Source organism: Peptococcaceae bacterium 1198_IL3148, assembly GCA_036763105.1.
Classification (GTDB): Bacteria; Bacillota; Desulfotomaculia; order Desulfotomaculales; family Desulfohalotomaculaceae; genus JBAIYS01.
The window spans coordinates 241,014-263,670 of record JBAIYS010000001.1 but is presented as its reverse complement, the minus strand read 5'-3'; the positions used below and the strand labels follow the sequence as shown (position 1 = coordinate 263,670).

Annotated in this window: 27 protein-coding genes and 1 tRNA gene; 20 read left to right on the top strand and 8 right to left on the bottom strand. The window is 43.2% G+C overall.

All coding sequences use genetic code 11. The features are described from left to right. Positions 1–277: 277 nt before the first annotated feature. From V6C27_01405 to V6C27_01390, 4 genes are all read right to left on the bottom strand, one after another. Entirely contained in the window at positions 278–1,651 is a 1,374-nt protein-coding gene (locus tag V6C27_01405; GenBank protein ID MEG6615083.1) for a sodium-dependent transporter, read from the bottom strand. Positions 1,652–1,725: 74 nt separating this feature from the next. Next, on the bottom strand, positions 1,726–2,370 hold the full coding sequence (locus V6C27_01400) for a class I SAM-dependent methyltransferase (GenBank protein MEG6615082.1): 645 nt from the start codon (positions 2,368–2,370) through the stop codon (positions 1,726–1,728). A 137-nt stretch (positions 2,371–2,507) separates the two neighbouring features. Further along, a complete protein-coding gene (locus V6C27_01395) occupies positions 2,508–3,014 on the bottom strand; it encodes a flavin reductase family protein (GenBank protein ID MEG6615081.1) in 507 nt (168 codons plus the stop codon). After that, the gene (locus tag V6C27_01390) at positions 3,015–4,166 is read right to left on the bottom strand and encodes a class I SAM-dependent RNA methyltransferase (protein ID MEG6615080.1); all 1,152 of its coding nucleotides are present in this window, start codon (positions 4,164–4,166) and stop codon (positions 3,015–3,017) included. Between the two features lie 355 nt (positions 4,167–4,521). Here V6C27_01390 and V6C27_01385 point away from each other — a divergent pair, with 355 nt between their 5' ends. Next, positions 4,522–4,815, top strand: a complete 294-nt coding sequence (locus V6C27_01385) for a hypothetical protein (protein ID MEG6615079.1) — start codon at positions 4,522–4,524, stop codon at positions 4,813–4,815. Between the two features lie 60 nt (positions 4,816–4,875). Further along, entirely contained in the window at positions 4,876–6,399 is a 1,524-nt protein-coding gene (nhaB, locus tag V6C27_01380) for a sodium/proton antiporter NhaB (GenBank protein ID MEG6615078.1), read from the top strand. 161 nt (positions 6,400–6,560) lie between these two features. Here the strand turns inward: nhaB and V6C27_01375 are convergent, their stop codons facing one another. Then, complete coding sequence (locus V6C27_01375; GenBank protein MEG6615077.1) at positions 6,561–6,845, bottom strand: metal-sensitive transcriptional regulator; 285 nt, start codon at positions 6,843–6,845, stop codon at positions 6,561–6,563. A 175-nt stretch (positions 6,846–7,020) separates the two neighbouring features. Beyond that, positions 7,021–7,115: transfer RNA gene (locus tag V6C27_01370), tRNA-OTHER, on the bottom strand. A 232-nt stretch (positions 7,116–7,347) separates the two neighbouring features. Between V6C27_01370 and V6C27_01365 the strand changes: the two genes are divergently transcribed. Together V6C27_01365 and V6C27_01360 are read left to right on the top strand one after the other, a co-directional pair. Beyond that, on the top strand, positions 7,348–8,622 hold the full coding sequence (locus tag V6C27_01365) for a double-cubane-cluster-containing anaerobic reductase (GenBank protein ID MEG6615076.1): 1,275 nt from the start codon (positions 7,348–7,350) through the stop codon (positions 8,620–8,622). 3 nt (positions 8,623–8,625) lie between these two features. Beyond that, on the top strand, positions 8,626–9,384 hold the full coding sequence (locus tag V6C27_01360; protein MEG6615075.1) for an acyl-CoA dehydratase activase: 759 nt from the start codon (positions 8,626–8,628) through the stop codon (positions 9,382–9,384). A gap of 414 nt (positions 9,385–9,798) precedes the next feature. Here V6C27_01360 and V6C27_01355 read toward each other — a convergent pair whose 3' ends face one another. Continuing rightward, positions 9,799–10,041, bottom strand: a complete 243-nt coding sequence (locus V6C27_01355) for a hypothetical protein (protein MEG6615074.1) — start codon at positions 10,039–10,041, stop codon at positions 9,799–9,801. A gap of 142 nt (positions 10,042–10,183) precedes the next feature. Here V6C27_01355 and V6C27_01350 point away from each other — a divergent pair, with 142 nt between their 5' ends. From V6C27_01350 to V6C27_01305, 10 genes are all read left to right on the top strand, one after another. After that, positions 10,184–10,531, top strand: coding sequence for a hypothetical protein (locus V6C27_01350; GenBank protein MEG6615073.1), 348 nt, complete (start codon positions 10,184–10,186; stop codon positions 10,529–10,531). A 58-nt stretch (positions 10,532–10,589) separates the two neighbouring features. Next, on the top strand, positions 10,590–11,156 hold the full coding sequence (gene spoIIR / locus V6C27_01345; protein ID MEG6615072.1) for a stage II sporulation protein R: 567 nt from the start codon (positions 10,590–10,592) through the stop codon (positions 11,154–11,156). A 59-nt stretch (positions 11,157–11,215) separates the two neighbouring features. Then, complete coding sequence (locus tag V6C27_01340; GenBank protein MEG6615071.1) at positions 11,216–11,542, top strand: hypothetical protein; 327 nt, start codon at positions 11,216–11,218, stop codon at positions 11,540–11,542. 110 nt (positions 11,543–11,652) lie between these two features. After that, the gene (locus tag V6C27_01335) at positions 11,653–12,387 is read left to right on the top strand and encodes a YkgJ family cysteine cluster protein (protein MEG6615070.1); all 735 of its coding nucleotides are present in this window, start codon (positions 11,653–11,655) and stop codon (positions 12,385–12,387) included. Positions 12,388–12,451: 64 nt separating this feature from the next. Next, on the top strand, positions 12,452–12,778 hold the full coding sequence (locus V6C27_01330) for a YlbF family regulator (protein ID MEG6615069.1): 327 nt from the start codon (positions 12,452–12,454) through the stop codon (positions 12,776–12,778). A 300-nt stretch (positions 12,779–13,078) separates the two neighbouring features. Then, positions 13,079–14,251: an ABC transporter substrate-binding protein gene (locus V6C27_01325; protein ID MEG6615068.1), complete on the top strand. Its 1,173-nt coding sequence runs from the start codon at positions 13,079–13,081 to the stop codon at positions 14,249–14,251. 128 nt (positions 14,252–14,379) lie between these two features. After that, entirely contained in the window at positions 14,380–15,273 is an 894-nt protein-coding gene (locus V6C27_01320) for a branched-chain amino acid ABC transporter permease (protein MEG6615067.1), read from the top strand. Between the two features lie 2 nt (positions 15,274–15,275). After that, positions 15,276–16,349, top strand: a complete 1,074-nt coding sequence (locus V6C27_01315) for a branched-chain amino acid ABC transporter permease (GenBank protein MEG6615066.1) — start codon at positions 15,276–15,278, stop codon at positions 16,347–16,349. Position 16,350: 1 nt separating this feature from the next. Then, on the top strand, positions 16,351–17,118 hold the full coding sequence (locus V6C27_01310) for an ABC transporter ATP-binding protein (GenBank protein ID MEG6615065.1): 768 nt from the start codon (positions 16,351–16,353) through the stop codon (positions 17,116–17,118). Next, positions 17,111–17,818: an ABC transporter ATP-binding protein gene (locus tag V6C27_01305; protein ID MEG6615064.1), complete on the top strand. Its 708-nt coding sequence runs from the start codon at positions 17,111–17,113 to the stop codon at positions 17,816–17,818. Before V6C27_01310 ends, V6C27_01305 begins: the two co-directional genes overlap by 8 nt. Positions 17,819–17,952: 134 nt before the next feature. Here V6C27_01305 and V6C27_01300 read toward each other — a convergent pair whose 3' ends face one another. Beyond that, on the bottom strand, positions 17,953–18,222 hold the full coding sequence (locus tag V6C27_01300) for a transcriptional regulator (GenBank protein ID MEG6615063.1): 270 nt from the start codon (positions 18,220–18,222) through the stop codon (positions 17,953–17,955). Between the two features lie 183 nt (positions 18,223–18,405). Here V6C27_01300 and V6C27_01295 point away from each other — a divergent pair, with 183 nt between their 5' ends. From V6C27_01295 to V6C27_01270, 6 genes are all read left to right on the top strand, one after another. Continuing rightward, positions 18,406–19,041: a metallophosphoesterase gene (locus V6C27_01295; protein ID MEG6615062.1), complete on the top strand. Its 636-nt coding sequence runs from the start codon at positions 18,406–18,408 to the stop codon at positions 19,039–19,041. Between the two features lie 15 nt (positions 19,042–19,056). After that, the gene (locus V6C27_01290) at positions 19,057–20,049 is read left to right on the top strand and encodes a hypothetical protein (protein MEG6615061.1); all 993 of its coding nucleotides are present in this window, start codon (positions 19,057–19,059) and stop codon (positions 20,047–20,049) included. Positions 20,050–20,459: 410 nt separating this feature from the next. Next, the gene (locus V6C27_01285) at positions 20,460–20,603 is read left to right on the top strand and encodes a hypothetical protein (GenBank protein MEG6615060.1); all 144 of its coding nucleotides are present in this window, start codon (positions 20,460–20,462) and stop codon (positions 20,601–20,603) included. Beyond that, the gene (locus tag V6C27_01280) at positions 20,566–20,928 is read left to right on the top strand and encodes a NifB/NifX family molybdenum-iron cluster-binding protein (GenBank protein ID MEG6615059.1); all 363 of its coding nucleotides are present in this window, start codon (positions 20,566–20,568) and stop codon (positions 20,926–20,928) included. Before V6C27_01285 ends, V6C27_01280 begins: the two co-directional genes overlap by 38 nt. 24 nt (positions 20,929–20,952) lie before the next feature. After that, positions 20,953–21,801 carry an ATP-binding protein gene (locus V6C27_01275; protein ID MEG6615058.1) on the top strand — a complete coding sequence of 283 codons (849 nt, stop codon included), beginning with the start codon at positions 20,953–20,955 and terminating at the stop codon, positions 21,799–21,801. Further along, entirely contained in the window at positions 21,789–22,655 is an 867-nt protein-coding gene (locus tag V6C27_01270; GenBank protein MEG6615057.1) for an ATP-binding protein, read from the top strand. The genes V6C27_01275 and V6C27_01270 overlap by 13 nt, the downstream gene beginning before the upstream one ends. Positions 22,656–22,657 lie beyond the last annotated feature (2 nt).

Sequence of the window (22,657 nt, the reverse complement as noted above, 5' to 3'; positions counted from 1 at the left end):
AGTTGAGTGGTAATAATGAATACTTTATAAATTTCACTACAGAAATAAGCGGCCTTTGCCAATGCAAAGCTGCTTATTTTTTTTGAAGAAAATAGCCTAACCCGTTGGGTTAGGCTACGCTGAAGGCAAATTGCATACTGCATTCTGTTTCTTTCTCTGGTTTTTTGATGGCCCTTTTGAGTTTTTCAATCAGTTCGCGTAAAAAGTTTCTCAAAATAAACCCCTCCTTATATGGGTATTATTGCCAAAGGAAAGGGGTTTTAAAACCCAAAGTTTATTATTTTATTAAGCCCAGAGCGTTGAACAAAATGATAACAATTGTTAGGGGAGCAATATAGCGCACCACAAAGAGGTAGGCGTTAACCGCCACCAAATTGTTCAACTTACCATTGTTGGTGGCCTCGTCCCGAATAACTTTGGGTCCCAAAATATGGCCAGCAAATAGCGCAATAAATATTCCGGCGACGGGCATTAAAATGTTTGATGAGGTGTAATCCATAAAATCAAACATCGTCTTACCCAATAGCGTAAAATTTGCCAACAGGCTGGAGGATAGGGTGGCAGTGCTGCCTAAGGCGGCAATGACCAAAACAACGGCCAGCGTGGCTGATTTTCTGCGCCACTTTCTTTCTTCATGTAAATAGGCCACCGGCACCTCTAGTAAGGAAATCATCGCCCCAATGGTGGCAATGGCTGTCAAAATAAAGAATAATGCCAAAAATAGCTGTCCCATGGGCATGGAGTTAAATACCATTGGTATGGTCAGAAATAATAGCGGTGGCCCAGAGGATGGTTCAAAGCCAAAGGAAAACACTGCCGGGAAAATAGCGATGCCCGCTAATAGGGAAACAATGATGTCAGAGAGCATCACTTTAATGGCTGTGCCGGGTAAGCTTTCGTTTTGGCCAATATAACTGCCGTAGGTGGTCATGGTGCCAACGCCCACTGACAATTTAAAAAAGGCCAAACCCATGGCCACCAGCAGCACTTCGGCATTGATTTTGCTAAAATCCGGTTTGAAGAGAAAAGCTAAGCCTTCACCGGCACCGGGCAATGTCAATGACCGAATGCCACAGACCATTAATAAGATCAACAGGATTGGCAACAGTGTTTTAGTGATTCGTTCGATACCACCACGGACACCGGCTAAAATAACCGTCCCTGCGGTTGCTAGGGCTAGCCACTGCCAAATCAGCGGTTCCCAAATGCTGGTGGATAAATTGGCAAAGGCTTGGGTAGCACCGGCGGCATCCATCACCTTAAGACCACCCATGGTGGCCTTAAAGGCGTAGGCAAATACCCAACCAGCCACGGTGGTATAAAAGCCCATAATTAATAGGGCTGAAAACATGCCGGCAATGCCGGTTAAAAACCAGGGTTTTCCAGGTGCCAGTTTTTTATAGGCACCTACCGCTGCCCGGTTGGCCCGCCGTCCAATGATGAATTCAGAGATCATCACCGGTATCCCGATAAAAAGGGTGCTGATTAAATAGATAAAGATAAAGGCAGCCCCTCCGTTTTCTCCAGTAACGTAGGGGAATTTCCAAATATTGCCCAGACCCACGGCTGAGCCCAATGTGGCTGCAATAACACCAAGGCTGGTGCCAAAGTGTTCTCGCTTTACTGGCTTTTCTGCAGTTTGTTCATTCATGTCTACACATCCCAACTAATAAGTGTCACAATTAATGATTTTAACGATAGATCAGCAAATATGTCAATGGGATATTATTCGGATTGCATAACACAAATACTTTTATTATCCAGCAAAAGGATCTTTAAATGGTAGTGCTTTGCCATCCAGTTAAAGGTTTTTGCGCTGTAGAAACAAATGTGGGTATTGTCTTGGCGATACCACCAGTTTTTAAAATTATGCTGGCTATGAAATTGGGTCATTACCGCCAGTATACCCTGGGGGTTTAAATGGTATGTTAATAAATCCATTACGGTTTTTGGTTGCTGCAGGTGTTCCAGTACTTCGGTGGCAGTAATCAAATCATATTTTTTATTAACGAAATTTTTATCGGGGTAGAAAAAGGGATCATACCAATCCATGTCAATACCCCTTTGGCTGAGTAAGCTGCTTAAAACCGGTGCCGGGCCACAGCCAAAGTCTAATCCGGTTTGAAAGTTAATATTTAGTGGCTGGAGGGCGTTATCTATAAACCGGCTCAAAAATTTTACATAACCCTCATTTTCCATGGTGTTGTTATGTAACTGATACCTGGCCTTTTCGTCCTCAGCACTGATGAGAAAATTTCGATCAATAAAGATCAGGTCACAGGTGGGGCAGTGATAATAGATTGGTTTTGTTACTTCTAATATTTGGCTGGCGCCACCGCCACAGAGCCAACAGCGATTGCTAGTACTCATAAAAACTCCTTTACTGTTAGTATAAAACTGCGCTGGTTTACCCATTGCCGTTCACTTACTAAAGCAAACACAGGTGGTTACTTAGTCCACCTGTGTTTGTGATGCTGGCAGTAGTTGTTGTCAATTCAAGGCATGGTTTATTCTTTAACATAGGAGGCGACAATTTCACCATAATAAATCACATGATAATCACCCTTGGCGTAACTATGTTGATGAATTTTTTCATCAATTAATGCTGGCTCCATGGCCTGTTGATAGACAACTTTACATTCATAAATAAGGTCGCACTGGCCAATAACCGGGGTGTTAACAACTTTGGCCGGCTCGGCGGTTAAGTTGCATTCTTTAAACTTATCCACATCCCGGCCGGATTTGGTGCCGCAAAAGGCTAACTCTTTTTTTAAGTCCCTTTTAATCGGTATGCTGACGGTGAATTCCTTGGCTTTATCGATCAGCTGATATGTATGCCGGGAATATCTCACCAACACCGCAAAAACCGGTTTGCCCCAGTTAAAACCCACAGTACCCCAACCGATGGTCATGGTGTTCAGTTGATCTTGATGTTTGGTGGTTAAAAATGCCCCTTTGGGTAGCTGGGCCAGCAGTTCCTTTAGATATTCATTGTAGGCAACGTCCTTAGTCATTTAAATCATCCTTTCCGTTATTTTTTGCGGTTTCGGTCCCAGGTATTGATAATAATCACATCTAATTCTGCCGTTATATAGCTTGCGTTTTCTGTCGGCGGTGCGTCCGTATAATTTCTCAAAATCCGGGTGAGAAGTGATAATGTATATTGACCAAGTATCTAAGGGTTTAAATACCTGACCCATTAATCGATATAACTTTTCCACCGCCGGCCGTTGGCTCAGTCGTTCGCCGTAGGGGGGGTTGGAGACAATACAGCCGTACTTCTTTTTGGTGCTGAATTGGGCCACATCTTGGGGGTGAAAGGTAACCAGTTCATCCACTCCGGCCTCCCGGGCATGATAGCGAGCCAGGCTCAAAACCTCTTTATCGTGATCGTAGCCCAGTATTTTCAGAGGTTGGTCGTAACGGGCTAGGCTGTGGGCCTCTCGGCGGGTCTCTTGCCATAGTTTTTTCGGTATTGCCGGCCAATCTTCCGACACAAAATTTCTACCTAAACCCGGAGCTATATTTTGTCCCATTAGGGCTGCTTCAATGGGGATGGTGCCGGAACCGCAAAAGGGGTCCACCAACAGCCGGTCTGCATTCCAGTAGCTAATCATTAGCATGGCAGCGGCCAAAGTTTCTTTAAGGGGTGCCTTGGCAGACAATTTGCGATAACCCCTTTTGTGTAGCCCGGCCCCACTGGTATCGATGGTTAAAGTGGCCATATCCTTTAACAGCGCCACCTCAATTTTATATTTGGGACCGGTTTCATTAAACCAATCCACCCGGTAGACTTCCTTCATTTTTTCCACCACCGCTTTTTTGACGATGGCTTGGCAGTCGGGAACGCTGTGCAGCGTGGAGTTGATGGACTTTCCTTCCACAGGGAATTCGGCATCCAATGGCAGCCATTCGGGCCAATTTAACGCCTTGGTCTGTTGAAAAAGTTCTTCGAAGGTGGTGGCTTTAAACTCACCCATTTTCAACAAAACCCGTTCCGCGGTGCGCAGCCACAGGTTGGTCTGGCAAATGGCACTTTCGTTGGCCACAAAGGTTACTTTGCCATTTTCCACCTTTAAATTATTATAGCCCAGTTGTTTAAGTTCTTGAGCCACCAAAGCCTCTAAGCCAAAGGCCGAGGTGGCGATTAATTCTATTTTTGCCATAAATGCCTCCTGATCGATATATCAAACTGTTACCATTTTACCCTACAGAGTTAATAATATCCAGATTTTATCGATCAGTGGTAACTAAGTCTCCACTAGTAAAAAAGTAATTGTCACCATGTGGCAGGGAATGGTATCTAAAGTTAGTAGATAGCGTTAGAAAAAGGGAGAGTTATTCTAAAAGGCATTTTTGGAGTTAGACATTGACGTATTTTATTGTTATATTAATTATAATATTAGAATATTGATTATCGTGTTGTGCCTGTAAATTGGCACAAGGAATTTGACTAACTGGGGGGGGTAGTCCTTATGGGACTATGCCCCCTTTTAGTTTGCCTTTGAAAGGGTGGTGGGAATGGTTAGAAGATTTGTTATAGTAAAATTATGTCTAATGTTGCTGACAATTGCCACCATTTCGGGACCAATTGTTGTGGAAGAGGCTATCGCGCAACACAAAGAAACTAAAATAGTTGAAAAATACCAAGCTTATGTTAGCAAACCGAGAATAAATAAAGAGAAACCACGAAATATTAAAATGATCGAACACCTGAAGCGACATTATAATCCAAAGGACCTGGATCACCTTCAGTTAAAACAACAATCTTTTGTACAGTCGCGGTTTTTCTTGTCTAGTTACCTAGAATCGTAATGACTGACCAGCATTATTTGAATATAATCATTTAGAATTTCTTAATTTTGGAGGTATTTTATGAGTCAAACAGGTATAGGAAAAGCAAAACAGTTGGGTTTGGGACAGGCATTCAAAGCAAATTTTTTGGGTGACGCACCGAACTGGTATAAAACAACAATTCTCGTTTTCCTGGTGTTAAACCCTATTCTGATGTTTACCGTCGGCCGGTACGTTACCGGTTGGGTGTTGATTGCTGAATTTATCTTTACCCTTGCCATGGCGCTAAAGTGTTATCCCCTTCCTGCCGGTGGTCTGCTGGCCATCGAAGCCGTTGTGCTCGGGCTTACTAACCCGCATACCATTTATCAGGAAGTTGCAATGAACCTCCCGGTTATTCTGCTTTTGATGTTTATGGTTGCCGGGATCTATTTTATGAAAGACGGTCTGGTGTACCTGTTTTCCAAAATCCTTACTAAAGTACATTCTAAAGTGGCCCTTGCATTCCTGTTCTCTTTCATGGGTGCATTTCTTTCCGCATTTCTGGATGCGCTAACGGTAACGGCGGTGATTATTGCGGTGGCATATGGGTTTTACGGCATCTTCCACAAGTATGCCTCTGGCGAAAGCGAAAAGTATGCCATTAATAACGATGATAACATTGATGACAAACATCAGCAGGATTTGAATCAGTTCCGTGGTTTTTTGCGCAATCTGATGATGCATGGTGCTGTGGGTACTGCGCTGGGCGGAGCAACCACACTGGTTGGTGAACCGCAGAACCTACTGATCGGCACCATCATGGAGTGGGACTTTGTTGATTTCTTTTTAAACTGCTTACCTGTGTCTATCCCGGTACTGATTGTTGGTCTTATGACCTCTATTCTCCTCGAAGTTACCAAGTTTTGGGGGTACGGTTATCAGCTTCCAGCATCAGTGCGCAAGGTTATGGAAGATGACGTCAAAGCCAAAGAAGCCGCGATGGACACCCGCGAGCGGGTACGCCTAATTGTTATGGCTGTAGCGGGTGTTGTGTTGATTTTCTCACTGGCGTTGCATTTGGCAGAAGTGGGTATTATTGGTCTGATGATTATCATTCTGCTTACCGCCTTCAACGGGGTTACTAAAGAAGGAGAAATCGGTCATGCCTTTGAAGAAGCACTGCCCTTTACTGCGCTGTTGGTGGTATTTTTCGGCGTTGTTGCGGTCATTCATGACCAGCATTTGTTTGCGCCCATCATTCAGTGGGTGCTAAACATGGAAGGACAGAATCAGCTTGTCGCATTCTTTGTGGCAAACGGTGTCCTTTCTGCAATCAGTGATAACGTATTTGTGGCTACTGTATATATGAGTGAAACGCTGAAAGCTTTTGAAGCTGGAGGCATTGCGCTGGAACAGTACCAAAAGATGGCGGTTTCCATCAACATGGGTACAAACATCCCTTCTGTAGCTACACCAAATGGTCAGGCGGCGTTCTTGTTTCTGTTAACCTCTGCCCTTGCTCCACTGATTCGGTTGTCTTACGTTGAAATGGTGAAATTGGCTTTGCCATACACCATCGTTATGTCTATTACCGGGTTGCTGGCAACAATGTATCTACTGTAATCTAAAATTATAGTATATCTAATGGTATTTATCTAAACAAAAACAAGGGGCAGGTTTCCATGCCTGCCCGCCAGCACCAATCAATGTTATTTAGGCGGGTCGGCGTGGAAACTACCCCTACAGTAGGTTTGGCAACAGCTCCTGCTTTAATTAATGTTGCCTTAAGAAAATTTCTTTAATACAGTCATAAATTCATCCATACAATCACTAAAATCCCCATTGTTTTCTAGATTTTCTTTAATACTGCTGCCTAAATGACAAGCCAATACAGTGAAGCCAACCCTGTTTACCGCTGCTTTGATGGCACCCAGTTGAATAACGATGTCTCCGCAATCTCTATTCTCATCAATCATTTTTTGGACACCGCGCACTTGCCCTTCGATACGCTTTAGCCTAGAAATTAAATCCTTTTTCATTTTGTCATCTTTTTGCATCATTGTATTCATGATTTACCCTCCGTATACCCCTTATGGTATCAATTGTAAACAAAAATATTAACGCTTGTCAAACCAAGGTATTAATAGGAAAAAACTGTTATCACCTGATCCCATTTGAGTTAATAATCCAGGTAGTGGTACAAAAAAAGAACCCGGTGGGGTTCTTCAGTGAGGTGTCTTTAACTGGAGGGATGGTGTGAGAGTTGAACTCTACCCCGACTGTTTTGCAGCCGGCCAGTGGGTTTGCAGCCCATGGGGAACACCGGTTCCAACCATCCCGAGGGTATATGTAACCCAATTATAAACCAAAAGGAATATTTGGCATAGCGTTTAGTTATAAAACTTTGTTATAGTAACCAAGTTGTTGCTACAAATGGCTGGCGGCATAAATAATTTTTATATCTATAGAACCGCAGAGTAATATAACGTAATTTTATAATAAAAATAACAGGTTATTATAACTGACTTATAGAATATTTATTAACGTAATTCTATTTAGGAGGGATTTCACTTGTCAGATTACCGTAAAATGTGGCAAGATCTAGGTGTGAATTTGGAAAAACACGATGAGTTCTTGGCACCGGTACCATCTCTTTATGGAGATTTATTTGTCAGCCAACAAAATCGCCCTGAGGGTATGAAATATTTTGATTTTGTCATGTCCGAAGTGCATGGACTGAGAGTAAAAGAATTATTGGATATGAAGGATGATCCCAGCAAAAAAGTGGTGGGCGCTTTTTGCGTCTTTGTGCCAGAGGAATTGGTTTTGGCCACCGGTGGCGCTTGCATTGGTTTATGTGGAGGTGCCCAATATTCAGTGCCCATTGGGGAAAAAGTATTGCCCCGGGCCATGTGTCCGTTAATTAAATCTTCCCTTGGCTTTAAGGTGGGTGGCGTATGCCCATACTTTGAAGTGGCAGACTTTGTTGTGGGCGAAACCACCTGTGACGGTAAGAAAAAAGCCTATGAAGTACTTAATGAATATCATCCCACCTATGTGATGGAACTACCCCAGAAGCGGGATCAAGCGGATAAAGAACTGTGGCTAAAGGAAGTATATGCCTTTAAGGATAAAATGGAGGCAGAAGCGGGCAAAACCATCACGGCGGAAAAATTGACGGCAGCGGTTAAGTTGGCCAACGATCGCCGCAGAGTGTTACAGCGTCTTTATGATGCCCGCAAGGTTGACCCAGTGCCCATCAGCGGTAAAGATGCAGCTTTAATTACCCAATTGGCCTTCTTTGATGATCCGGCCAGATTCACTGAAAAGACCACCGCACTGTGTGCAGAGTTGGAACAGCGGATAGAGAAGGGTGAAGGGGTATTTCCTAAGGGAGCACCACGGATTTTAATTACCGGAACGCCAATGCCACTGCCCAGTTGGAAGATGCACAACATTATTGAAAGTAGTGGCGGTGTAGTGGTGTGTGAAGAATCCTGTACCGGCACTCGTTATTTTGAGACGCTGGTTGATGAAACCCCCACCACTTTGCCAGAACAAATGGAGGCGCTAAGTCAACGGGCGTTAAACATTAACTGTGCTTGCTATACACCAAATACCGGACGAATCGATGATATTTTGCGTATGGTTAAGGAATACAACGTCGATGGCGTGGTTTATTATTCCCTGCAGTTCTGTCACACCTATGGCATAGAATATCGGGCAGCGGAAAAGGCACTACAGCAGGCCGGGGTGCCGGTAATCCGTATTGAAACGGACTACAGTGATGAAGATAGCGGCCAATTGCAAACCAGAATTCAAGCATTTTTGGAGATGTTGAAATAGCCGATGATCACTGCAGGAGTTGATGTGGGGTCCACCGCTGCTAAGGCGGTGATCCTAAAGGAGCGGGAGATATTGGGCTGGGCCATCATCCCCACCGGTTGGAGTCCCCGGGATGCAGGCAAAAGGGTATTGAACCAAGCGCTAACCATGGCCAATGTTGATGTCGGTGGCGTGGAGCGGATTATTGGCACCGGCTATGGCCGGGTAGCGCTGGATTTTCTTGATCGGGCGGTGACAGAAATTACTTGCCACGCCCGGGGTGCCAACTACTACTATCCGGAGCATGGCTTAGTAATTGATATTGGCGGTCAGGATAGCAAAATTATTAAGGTGAACAATCAAGGAAAAGTGCTTAACTTCCTAATGAATGATAAGTGTGCCGCTGGCACCGGTAGATTTTTGCAGGTAACCATCAACAGCTTGGGATTAGAGCTGGATGAGGTTGACAGCTTGCCACCGGCGGAACCGGCCACCATTAATAGCATGTGCACCGTCTTTGCCGAATCGGAAGTTATCAGCATGTTGGCCTCCGGCACCCCCAAGGAAAGCATAGTGACCGGGTTGTTTCATTCCATTGCCAAGCGGATTGCCACCATGGCCGGCTCGATGGAGCTTCCGGGAAATGCCACCTTCACCGGCGGGGTAGCCCAAAGCATCCTGCTGCGGCAGATGTTGGCGCAGGAACTGGAAGCCAATCTAGCGGTGCCACCGAACCCCCAGCTAATGGGAGCACTGGGAGCAGCGCTGATTGCCCAGGACTAATTTTGTGTCTGTGTAAAGTAATTATATCGGTGAGTAGAAAATGTTGCGGATTTAACAACGGCTGTGTTTAATTATGAATTGTGAATTATGAATTTTGAATGGCTAGTGGCCGAAGGATTATATAACTACTTTTGTGTGCATAAAAAGAAGGGGCTTGGTATTTTACCGAACCCCTTCTTTTTGGTATAAAATATGCGAACAGTTCTTGTTATCAAAAATGCAGGTGGTTTTTGCCCTTGCTTTACGAACAAAGGGTTTGTTTAAAAACCAGACACCTGCTGCAGTAAGCGAACGACATATAGTTGAGCAGTGAACCGAAGTTAGCGAAGGAGACCGGTGGAGTCAGGGTGGCGTATATGCCCGTGAGGGCGGTGCCTGATTCTAGCCGTTCAAAAATTCAATTCATAATTGCCCTTATCCTTGCTTTTGAGAAGCCAAGTAATTGGCAATTTTACCAATCTGCATGTCCACCAATTTTTCCACCGGCTCATTAACCTCTTTAGCGCGCTTTTCAATCACATGATACTGGTTGCTGATAAACTCTTGAAAGATAAACTCCAATACCTCTTCTTCAGTCTGATTATTCTTCTCTGCAAATTGCTCAATTTCCTTAAGGGTTTGTTCGGACAAAGTAAGCTCTCTTTCTTGATTTGCCATTGATAAACATCCTTTCTCTTCTCTTTAGTATAACTTTATTTCCAGTTTAAACCATTAAAATATAAAAAGCAACATTCAACTATCCATTGAAAATAATCAGTAACTAATATATCATTAAAGTATTAATTAAGGGGGTGCTGTTTTGAAAAAAGCCGCTAAAAAAGCTGCTTTGGAAGAAAAAAATAGACAAACAGCTCTTGGTGTTAAAAAACATCTAAGATTAATGGTAATAATTAAAGCATTGGGAAGCTTGTTGGGACAAATTGGTCTTTTACAGGCCGGTGCCAATACTGCCGTCAGTATGTTAATAATGCCTGGATTGATTATTGTTATTGGTATTTTTCTAATTAATCAAAAGCTCAGTGATGAAATTGCAGTCCGACTTTCTAAATATATAGTAATATTTTACTGTTTCCTAATCTTAGCCGTTGTGGGCAATATTATGTCATTTTTAGTGAATGTGGGTTTTATTAATACCATTAAGGTATAAAAAGTTGGCAAACACCTCATACTATTACTAATTAGTTAGTATGGGGTGTTTTTTATTTATGAAGTATATTAAAAGATTCACGGTAATTTCATTTATAGTAGCGTCTTTGTGTGCAGTAAGTTACTATTATTGTTTGCAACAGGAGTACGCCCAAGAGTTAATTAGATTTCATGTCATTGCTAACAGTGATAGTATAGAGGATCAAACCCTAAAGCTACATGTCAGGGATGTTGTGGTTAATGATATGAAACAACAGTTTGCTACTGCCAGCACCAAGGAAGAGGCCAGAATCATTACCGAGCAAAACCTTGACCATATCAAGCATTTAGCAGAACAACAAATACAAAAAGAGGGTAAAGACTATCAGGTGGCGGTAATGTTGGGGGATTATCAATTTCCCAAGAAAACCTATGGGGATTTAACACTGCCCGCCGGCAACTATGAAGCGGTGCGGGTGGTAATCGGTGCAGGCAAAGGACAGAACTGGTGGTGTGTACTGTTTCCGCCGCTGTGCTTTGTGGATGGGGTGCAAAATTATCCAGAGGGTGAAAAGCCTAAAGGGGTTAAAGTTTTTGAAAAAAACGATATTGAATTCCGCATGCGGTCGTTAGAATTGTTCAAATAATGGTTATAAAACACCATATCTGGTAATCATAGTAAAAATGAATTAAAGGAGAGATGGTGTTGGAGTTTAAAGAAATTGATGAACAGGCGGCAATGGAGTATTTTGAAATGCTAAAGGATGCTCCAACCATGCGAGAACTGCTTGACGCCCACCCAGGCTTAGAAAACTTAATGCATGTGATGACGGCTCAACTGGCCACCCACTTTATTCTTCCCTATTTGGAAAATCGGTTGGCAGTGGAGGATTTAATTGAATCCATCAGAAGATATCTAACAACAGCAGTGGCCTTTGGCATTATTTTAAACAACAATGATGAAGCCACCAAATTTATTATGGATTTATACAATAAAGATGAAAACCAAGATGGGACACAAACAGCGGGCTAATGTGACACCACCTCTTACAACTTATAAGGGGTGGTTTTATTTTTTAAAGAGGGTTTGTGAATTTTGTGGCGAATATCACTATTTATCAAGTAAAAGATGGGTGATGTGGTTTGGCAAGTAATAACTATTTTACCGCAACAGATAAATTTAAGTTTTCCTGCCACGCTGGACTGGCATGTTTTAACACCTGTTGTCGGGATATCAGCATTTTTTTAACACCCTACGACGTTTTGCGTCTCAAAAACCAGCTTAAATTAACATCGGACGAATTTCTGCAGAAATACACCCATGTCATTGATACCGGCCCCCAGAGGTTTCCAATGATAATGATTAACATGATGGATCAACCGGATAAAAGATGCCCCTTTGTATCAGCCCAGGGTTGCTCTGTATACCAAAACCGACCGTGGTCTTGCCGCATTGCACCGGTGGATATTAAAGGAGAAAACTTGTATGGTTTTTGCTTTGACGAAGTTCGTTGTCACGGACTAAAGGAGAACCGGGAATGGACCGTTAAAGAGTGGGCAGAGAACCAGGGGGTAGATTTAACCCAAAAAATAGAGCAAACCTTTAATGAGATTCCCAAGCAGTTAACATTTACTGGTCTCGCCAGCATAGACAGACATATTAAAGATATGTTCATGATGGTGTGCTATAATTTGGACAGGTTTAGAGACTACATCTTTAAAAGTAATTTTATCGAAGTTTTCAATGTTCCGGCGGCAACGGCCACAACCATCAAGACAGATGATTTAGAGTTAATGGAATTTGGCTTTAATTGGTTAGTAAATGGGTTCAATATAAGAAAGTCCATTGAATTAAGGGACCAAGCCTTTGGTGGTTAAACAGTATTGTGGGGCAACAAGCTCATAATAAATATACACAAAATTACTGAGGGAGATGAGTGTAATGAACGAAGTGTTGCAACAAAAAGCTAAAGAACTAGGCAATTTAATTACCCAGACAGAAGAATATAAGCGGGTTAAAGAGTTACAAGCGGCAATGTTTGCCGATGAGAAGGCGTTGGCTATGTTAAAAGAAGTGCAGCAGTTGCAGAACAGAAACCAAAATAAACAAAAACTAAACGAACTGACTAAAGAAGATTTAAAAGAAGTGGAACAAGCAGAATTAAAAATGCTAGAAAATGATTTAATCAAGAGCTTTCACGAGGCCCAGACAGATTTTCAAAGGCTATTGAACTTTGTTATGAAGGATGTAATAGAGGCCAGCAAATAATCACGTAGGGGGTTGTTGCAAAACTTTGCAACAGCCCCTTTCTGTATGTTAATAACAAAACCCACCCCCTTTTTTATTTACACCACCAGTAGACAAATGTATTTTGCTTGGAGTACTAATTATTAGAAATTAAAAGAATGTGTAAGATATTGGACAATAATGTGGACAAAAAGGTATTTTTAGAATTGATTTATCGGGAAAAAAGTGGTAGTTTACCAAATAGGGATATATATCCGCCAATGGCGGACATGTCCAAGGTTTCAGAAAAATTGAAAAATGAAGAGGGAGTTGGGGGAAAAGATGTTAAACAAAAGGTTCCTCGTATTAGTGGCCGCAGTAATGCTAGCAGCCTTTGCCCTGGTTGGTTGTGGTGGCGGTGGCGAACAAGCTGCCACTGACAAGGCGGCAGAATCTGATGTAATTAAAATTGGTGTTTATGAACCATTAACAGGTACTAATGCCGCAGGCGGTGAAATGACTTTAGAAGGTATTGAACTGGCCAACAAAATGTACTCAGAAGTATTGGGTAAAGAAGTAAAATTAGTTGTGGTGGATAACAAGAGTGAAAAGCAAGAAGCCGCTAACGCAGTGGAAAGACTGGTTAGCGAAAATGTAGACTTGATTATTGGTAGTTATAGTAGTTCATTATCCATGGCTGGTGGCCCCATTGCCCAAGATGCCGGTGTGCCGGTAATTGGCTGTTCACCAACTAACCCATTGGTTACTCAAGGTAACGATTATTACTTCCGGGTTTGCTTTATCGATCCATTCCAAGGCACAGTAATGGCTAAATATGCGGTGGAAACCTTAGGTGCTAAAACTGCAGCCATTATTCCGGACGTACAAAACGACTATTCTGTAGGTTTGAGTAACTACTTTGAAGAAGCCTTTAAAGAGTTAACCGGTGATGAAAATGCCATTGTAGCCAAGGCCCAATACAATACCGGTGACAAAGACTTTTCTGCTCAGTTGACAGAAGTTAAGTCTAAGAATCCAGATGTAATCTTTGCACCTGGTAACTTCTTAGAGTGTGGTATCTTGGTAGAAAAGGCCAGAGAGCTGGGTATTACCGCTCCAATGCTGGGTGGCGACACTTGGGAAGCTGAGGAGTTCTTAAACCGCGTTGGTGGTCTCAGCGATATTTATTTCAGCACTCACTTTACTGCTGAAGAACCTGTAACTGAAATGTCTACCACCTTCTTAGAGAAGTTTAAAGAAGAATATCCAGACAAAGATGTTAATGCCTTTGCAGCTTTAGGTTTTGACTCTTACCTGTTGGCGCTGGATGCCTTTACTAGGGCTGGTTCCACCGATAAGGAAGCAGTTAGAGAGGCCATAGCAGCAACTGCTAATTTCGAAGGTGCCACTGGTCTGATTACCTTGGACCAAAACGGTGACGCCACCAAGACCGCCATTGTTAAAAAGGTGGCAGATGGTCAGTTCGTTTATGATAGTAAGGTACAACCTGAATAAGCTGGGAAGTAAATATAAGCTCCCTTTCCTAAATTGGGAAGGGAGCTTAATATGCTTGAACTAATACTGTAATGTTAAATTAATAACCACACGTTGTAACAGCGGCATACTGAGAGGGGTTACACAAAATGTCTTTAGAAATGTTCGTACAAAACCTGGCCAACGGTATAACCCTAGGTAGTTTATATGCGTTAATTGCCATTGGTTATACCATGGTTTATGGAATTCTTCGATTAATTAACTTTGCCCATGCCGACTTGCTAATGGTGGCTGGTTATGCAGCTTTGTTTGGTATTGGCATTTTTGCGCTACCATGGTGGTTGGCTTTTCTGTTGGCGGTAGTTATCACCACATTGCTGGGTGTCAGCATTGAAAAAGTTGCCTACCGTCCTCTGCGCACCGCGCCGAGAATATCGGTTTTAATTTCTGCCATTGGCATATCGTATCTATTAGAAAACTTAGGTATTGTTTTGTTGGGGGCTCGTCCCAAATCATTTCCCCGGCCAGAGGAACTGGTTTGGAATATCCAGATTGGGAATATATCGTTTCTGTCCTTAACCTTTATCATTCCTATTGTTACAATTTTATTATTGATTGCCGTAATGCTGGTGGTTAATAAAACTAAGTTTGGCATTGCCATGCGGGCGGTGTCCAAAGACTTTGAAACCGCAAGCCTGATGGCAGTTGATGTAAACAAGATTGTTTCCTCCACCTTTGCTGTGGGTTCAGCCTTGGCGGCGGTGGGAGGTATTATGTGGAGTATGCAGTACCCCCAAGTGGACCCGTTGATGGGGGTTTTCCCAGGAATTAAATGCTTTATCGCCGCGGTATTAGGTGGCATTGGCAGTGTGCCTGGGGCAATGATTGGCGGCTTTATATTAGGTATGGGTGAAGTAATGTTAGTTGGATTTATGCCTGAATTGTCTGGTTATCGGGATGCATTTGCCTTTTTGCTATTGATTTTAGTGTTGCTATTTAGACCCGGCGGCATTTTAGGTGAAAACGAAGTGGAGAAGGTGTGATCATGGATAGCAGAAAAAACATCAAAAGGGTATTAACCATCGCCACATTGTTGTTAGCCGCTGTAGTTTTATATTTTGGCAATGAGCATTTAACTAGATTCCAAGCGCGGATATTAAACCTCTCTGCCATCTTTGTGATCTTAGGTGCCAGCATGAACTTGGTCATTGGCTTTACCGGCATGTTTTCGCTGGGGCACGCGGGCTTTATGTGTATCGGGGCCTATACCGCAGCCATATTAACCATGTCACCGGAAAGCAAAGAAATGATTTACTTTATGGAGCCCATTATTCCGGCCTTGGCCAACATTCACTGGCCAATAATTCCGGCCATATTAGCTGCCGGTGCTGTGGCGGCCTTTTTCGGTATTTTGATTGGTTTTCCAGCCCTAAGACTGAGGGATGACTACCTGGCCATTGCTACCCTTGGTTTTGCAGAAATTTTGCGCATTATTGTTACCAACACCATCAGCATCACCAATGGAGCTTTGGGATTAAAGAATATTCCCAGCGTTAAGGAGCTATGGGTGTACTGGGGATGTGCCATTATCACCATTTTGGTTTTAAGGGCATTAATTAATAGCAGTTGGGGCTATGCCTTTAAAGCCATTCGGGATAACGAAATAGCTGCTGAGGCCATGGGTATCAGTATATTTAAACACAAGTTGATGTCCTTTGGTATCGGTGCCTTCTTTGCCGGGGTAGCCGGGGCGCTAATGGCCTTTTTAATTACTTCCATTGACCCCACCATGTTTAGATTTTTATTTACCTTCCAAATTCTGCTGATAGTTGTGGTGGGAGGCATGGGCAGTCTAACCGGTTCGGTAATTGCCGGTGTAGTGGTTACTGTGGCGATGGAGTGGCTGCGCTTTGTGGAAACCGACATGAATATCCTTGGCATGGAAATCCCAGGCATCCCTGGCATGCGGATGGTTATCTTCTCCATTCTGCTGGTGCTGGTGGTGTTATTCTACCGCCAAGGACTGATGGGCACCCGAGAATTTAACTGGGATTGGCTGTTAGATAAACTGGGTGCTGGCAAAAAGGACAAAGGGGGTAAGCTAGGTGAGCGAGCATAACATGTTAGTGACCGATGATATTACCATGAGATTTGGTGGTGTAACAGCGGTATCCAAGCTTGCCCTAGATATTAAGCAGGGCGAAATCATCGGTTTAATTGGGCCCAATGGTGCGGGAAAAACCACTTGTTTTAATATGATTACCGGAGTGTATAAGCCCACCGAAGGCAACATTTATTTTAATGGACAAAATATTACCGGCAGTCGACCTGATGTAATTACTAAATTGGGTATTGCCCGGACATTCCAAAACATCCGCTTGTTTCAATCGATGACAGTTTTAGAGAACGTGATGATATCTAAACACGTTCGCCTAAAGGCTAGTCCTTTGGAAGCCATTTTGGGGCTACCCCGGTATACCAAGGCACGCAAACAACATTATCAGGAGTGTATGGAACTTTTACGACAGGTGCAACTGGATGATGTGGCCAATGAAATGGCAACATCATTGCCCTATGGTAAGCAAAGAAGGTTGGAGATAGCCCGGGCGCTGGCTACTCAGCCCAGCCTTCTACTGCTGGATGAACCGGCGGCGGGAATGAATCCGCAGGAATCGCTAGAGCTGATGGACTTTATCGCTAAGATAAGGGATCAGTTTAATTTAACAATACTGATGATTGAACATCACATGGAAGTGGTAATGGGCATTTGTGAGCGGATCTATGTACTGGATTACGGTCAAACCATTGCCAGCGGTATTCCATCGGAAATACAGAGCAATCAACAGGTTATTGAAGCATATCTGGGGGCGGTGGAAACCAGTGCTTAAAATTGAAGATTTGAACGTATATTATGGTGGTATCCATGCATTAAAGGGTATCACTCTGGAAGTGCCAGAAAATAAAATTGTGACGCTGATCGGAGCCAATGGTGCGGGCAAAAGTACTACTTTGCGGGCCATAAGCGGTTTGGTCCCTGCTGCCAGTGGCAAAATAACCTTTAAAGGTGAGGAAATCACCAGTAAAAAGACAGTGGATATTGTAAAAAGGGGCATTACCCTAGTGCCCGAGGGACGGCGAATTTTTGCCAACTTGACAGTGTTGGAAAACATCAAAATGGGTGCCTATGGCCGTAATGACAAAGACGGAATCAATCAAGATATTCAGCACATCTATGAAATATTCCCTAGGTTAAAGGAACGGGAGTGGCAAAAGGCGGGGACGCTATCCGGTGGCGAACAGCAAATGTTGGCCATTGGTCGGGCGTTAATGTCCCGTCCCAAAATGTTGATGATGGACGAACCGTCATTGGGGTTGGCGCCCCTTTTGGTTAAAGAAGTTTTTAATATTATTCTCGATATCTATCAAGAGGGCATGACAATACTGCTGATTGAACAAAATGCCACGGCAGCCTTGCAAATTGCAGACTATGGATATGTGTTAGAAACCGGTAAAATAGCTTTAGAGGGGCCAGGAAAAGAACTGGCTAATAATGATGCGGTGCGCAAAGCTTATTTGGGGGGTAAATAAAGGGGTTGTTGAGATAAAGGTTACGGTAAACCCAGCGCTTGCTGCACCGCTCACTTTGGGGAAGGCAAAAGACTCTGAGTTTCGTTACGTAAAGGGGCTGTTGCAAGTTTCGCAACAGCCCCTTTACCCTGCCTTTATACAGCCTCTTCTTTGGTGATTACCAGGTAATTTTCACCCAGTTTGGTTATTTCACACATTTTGCTTTTGCCTTCGGTGCTAATATCCACTAATCCCAGCGCATATAACTGGAACAGAATGTGGTCTAATACCGCCCTTTTGGTGGTGGACATTAGGCTTAACTCTTCTTTATTCATTTTGCCTGCATTCAGTAGAGTGGTTAGCACCCGATTGGCTTCCTCTGGCAACCTGTTAGCCGCTTGTTTAAAATATTCATGTAAAGTCACTTTATTACTATACCTCCTTGATATATGACTGTTATCATTTATTATTGCCTAAATACTGGTTAATTAAACAGTAACCCAATTAGTTTTTATCAAAAAGTTCGCACTTTTCAATTAACACCTTGACATTGGTTCATTAACTGGCTATATTAACTTAAAGTATTTAATGGGAGATGACTGGGGAAAATGATAGCGGCCAAAAATATTAAATATTTTCTATCCCAAGTAATGGGCCGTTTGTACGTTCCCCCGGAACTTTGTGGTACAACGGAACATAAGGTGCTCCATTTAAGCGATACGCCAACATCCCTTTATTCAGCCATTGGTTGTTTAGTAAACACATTGAAACCCGAGGTGATAATTCACACTGGCGACTTGGCGGATGACATTAAACTGGAGCACAATGCCCACAGAATTGATCTTTATGACCAGGCGGTGGAGCCATTGATAAAAATGTTGGAAAACAGTTCGGCAGATAAAATATGTATAATTCCCGGGAACCATGACGATGTGGATGTGATCAGCGGGCATATCGCAAAAACAGAGCTATTAACCGAGGGGCAAGTGGTGGAGATAAACAATTATAGTTTTGGTTTAGCTCACCGATTAAAGAGGTTGCCCCCGAGGGCCGATTATAAACTATATGGTCATAATTTTAAAAGACCGTTAAAAAAGATGGAAAACGAAGTGTACTTAAACGGCATCCAGAGCATAAATGTAATTTTATTGCCATCCAATGAAGTGGTTAAAATACCGTATACCTGGGGAACTAATCGCGATCGTAAAATGGGTGACCGCTACATGCTTCCCAATACAATTTAATAAGGGGGGGTTGTTTTGATTTTCGTGAGAACTGGGCCGCGATTTTTATTTTTATCCACTGCCGACCCGGACCAACTTAAGGACTTATTGTTAGAGAAGTTGGCTGGTAAAGTGGTGGACTTTTCCTATGCCATCGAAGCGGCAGGTGAGAGTGAAACCATTGTGCTGGTGACCATTGATGAAGCCAACCAACCCAGATTGAGTAATGCCCAACATATTGTGCTTTTGCCCATTGGGTCTTCGGTTACCCTTTCCAAATTAATAAACCTCGGAGTGGGCAGTTTATTGACGGGAGCGGAGTTGGGCGCCGGCCTGCTTGTGCAACGATTACCCAAAGGTGGCGAAGTGGTGATTGATATGATTAAAGAAGACTATCAGGCCCAAGCGGTGGATTTGATAGAAGCCATTTGTGTGGGCCAGGCTGATGATACCATTGTGGTATTTACCGAGGATCCGTTGCAAAAAACAGTTAAGGTTGAGAATGTGTTAGAACCGACATTGCTAATCAACCAACCAATACCACAAATGTATCGGCTACTAAGGCGAGAAGCGGTGCGCTACTTCACCCATGGGTTGGCAAAAAGTGAGTGGTATGAGGTTAGAATAAATATTTACGACGCCGATGATAACTTTGAGTTACACGGCCGCCGGTTGGAATTGGTGTTGGAGGACTTAGAAGTTGGTTTAATACTGGGCGAAACCTGGACCCGAGACCATGCTTTGACTTTATTTTCGGTGGCCGCCTATCAAATTAGACTTTTCACCATGCTAGATCCCTTGGAACTAAAGACACTGCTGTTGGGTTTGGAATATAATGAACAGGGCGATAGATTTGTAGATATGGACCTTTACCACCGCCGGGACAAAATCGAATGGGCGGCGTTAGCCAAAAAATTGCCCTTTGGCAGGAAAAAGTCTGGACTTTATTGTCGACAAGAGTTGTACAAACGTCTAAGCCCTAAGGTTGTTGAAAAATTGTTAAAGCTAGAAAGAAAACTGCAAAATTAAGGTGCGTACTAGCAATCAAATTGCCAGTACGCACTATTTTTTATTTAAGAAAAGCAATCCAGTTGTCTTTTGCCCATGCTTCACGAATAAATGGTAGATAAAAACCTGACACCTGCTGCAGTAAGCGAACGACATATAGTTCGGTTTGCCAAAGATTGTTCCAAGGACTGCTCAAAGAAATTCAATAAAGTTTCTGCCAATTAATATTGACATAAGTTCATAATGGTAATATTATAGTTATGAACATATGTAAAGTATTAAGTTTTCTAAGGGGAGGAGTGCAATGAGAAATTTTAGATGTTCATCCTGTGGCCACCAATTTACGGTACCCTTTGGTAATGGTGTTTGTGGCCGGGAGGTAAAATGCCCACAATGTGGGGCCCAGGCGCTAAGGACACATTGTCAACAAGGTGGGGGAAAATTTAGCGGTAATGTTGCTGGCGGTAGAGGAACTGGCAGAGGAAATGGTAGGGGCCGATGCAATGGTAATAATGGAAACGGCAGGAGGGCTGCAAATTGAAAATAGCAATATCTTCGCTAGACGAAAGCATTAACAGTAATTTGAATCCTAGGTTTGGCAGATGTGAATATTTTATTATTTACGACTGCGACAGTGGCAATTTCACCGCAGTGGAAAATAGCGGTCGTTTGTCCACCGGCGGTGCCGGTATTGCCACTGCCAAAATGGTGGCAGATTTGGGAGTAAAGGTCATCATAACCGGTTTGGTAGGGCCAAAGGCCTTTACTGCTTTAAAAGCTGCAGGAATTAAAGTGTACACCGCTAACGAAGGAAAAATCTTAGAGTTGATCGAGCAGTACAAAAACAACCAGCTTAAAGAGGTTAATACAGCTAACAGTGGGGCCCACAGCGGTATGTAACTAACATAGGTGGTGTTATAATTTATGAAAATTTCTATTGCCAGTGGTAAAGGTGGTACTGGAAAAACGCTGGTGGCCACCAACCTGGCCCTTTCCATCGATAACCAACCGGTGCAAATTTTAGACTGTGATGTGGAAGAGCCCAATGCCCATATTTTTTTAAAGGGAGACTTGATCGACGAACAAAGGGTTTATACACAAATACCAAAGGTGAATGAAAACCAATGCCAGAGCTGTGGAAAATGTGCTGACCTATGCGTCTTCAATGCCATGGCACTGTTTGATAAAACCCTATTATGTTTTGACGATCTCTGCCATAGTTGTGGGGCATGCTGGCAGCTGTGTCCGGAACAGGCGTTGGAGCCCTTTGATAAGGAAATTGGCACCGTTAAAAAAACTAAGATAAATGACTTAACTTTAGTAACCGGCACCCTTAAAATTGGTACCCACATTAGTCCCCCAATAATTAAAGCCGTTAAAGAACAATGCATTACCGGCATCAACATTATTGATGGACCGCCGGGAAGCTCTTGCCCGGTGATGGAAACGGTATCTGACACCGATTATTGTGTTTTAGTTACTGAACCCACTCCCTTTGGCCTCAATGATTTGACATTGGCCGTTGAAATGCTGAGAAGTTTGGCAGTGCCCTGTGGTGTGGTGATAAACCGCGATGGTGCAGACAGCGCCATGATAGAAAAGTTTTGCCAGCATAACAACTTAGAAATTCTAATGCGCATACCCCTAGATATAAAGATAGCCCAAAGTTATTCCCAAGGCATACCGATAGTGCAAAACAGTGGTGAATGGCAGCGTAAGTTTAACCAACTGCATCAAAGAATTTTAAAGGAGGTGCAGGCATGCAAGAATTAACGGTGGTTAGTGGTAAGGGTGGTACCGGCAAAACCAGTTTGGTGGCCGCCCTGTGTACCTTAGCCCAAAAGGCAGTTATCTGCGATTGCGATGTGGATGCCGCCAACCTGCACCTACTTTTAAATCATCAAAATATATCCACCAAGGAATTTTGGGGAGTAAAAAAAGCCTTTATTGACCCAGATAAGTGTATTCAGTGTAGAAAATGTGAACAATTGTGTAGTTTTGATGCCATTAAGGGTAATGCTGTTAACCCCATGGCCTGTGAGGGTTGCGGCTTATGTACTCACATCTGTCCCGTCGAGGCGGTGGCAATGGTGGATCATTTAGCGGGCCATTGGTATATTTCCGACAGTGTTTACGGACCCTTTGTCCATGCTAAGTTAGGAATTGCCGAAGGTAATTCCGGCTTGCTGGTGGCCGAAGTGCGCAAGGCTGCTAAAGAAATGGCCGAGGAAAGTGGCATGCCACTAATTATTACCGATGGCCCACCGGGCATTGGCTGTCCGGTGATCTCTGCGCTGTCCGGTACCGACATGGCACTAATTGTTACCGAACCAACAGCATCGGCCATGCATGACATGGAACGGATAGTTCAAGTGGCCCAAAACTTTGGCTGTATTACCGCAGTGTGCATAAATAAATACGATTTGAACCTAGAAAACAGTAAAGTTATTGAAGACACTGCCCGGCGGCTAGGGGTCTCTGTAATTGGCCGCATTCCTTACCAAACGGTGATGCACAAAGCACTGGTCAGTAAAAAACCGGTAACTTTGCTAGCAAATAATCAAGTTAAGCAGGAAATTAGCAACTTGTGGTGTAATATAAATAAATTGTTAGCATCAATAAAATAACA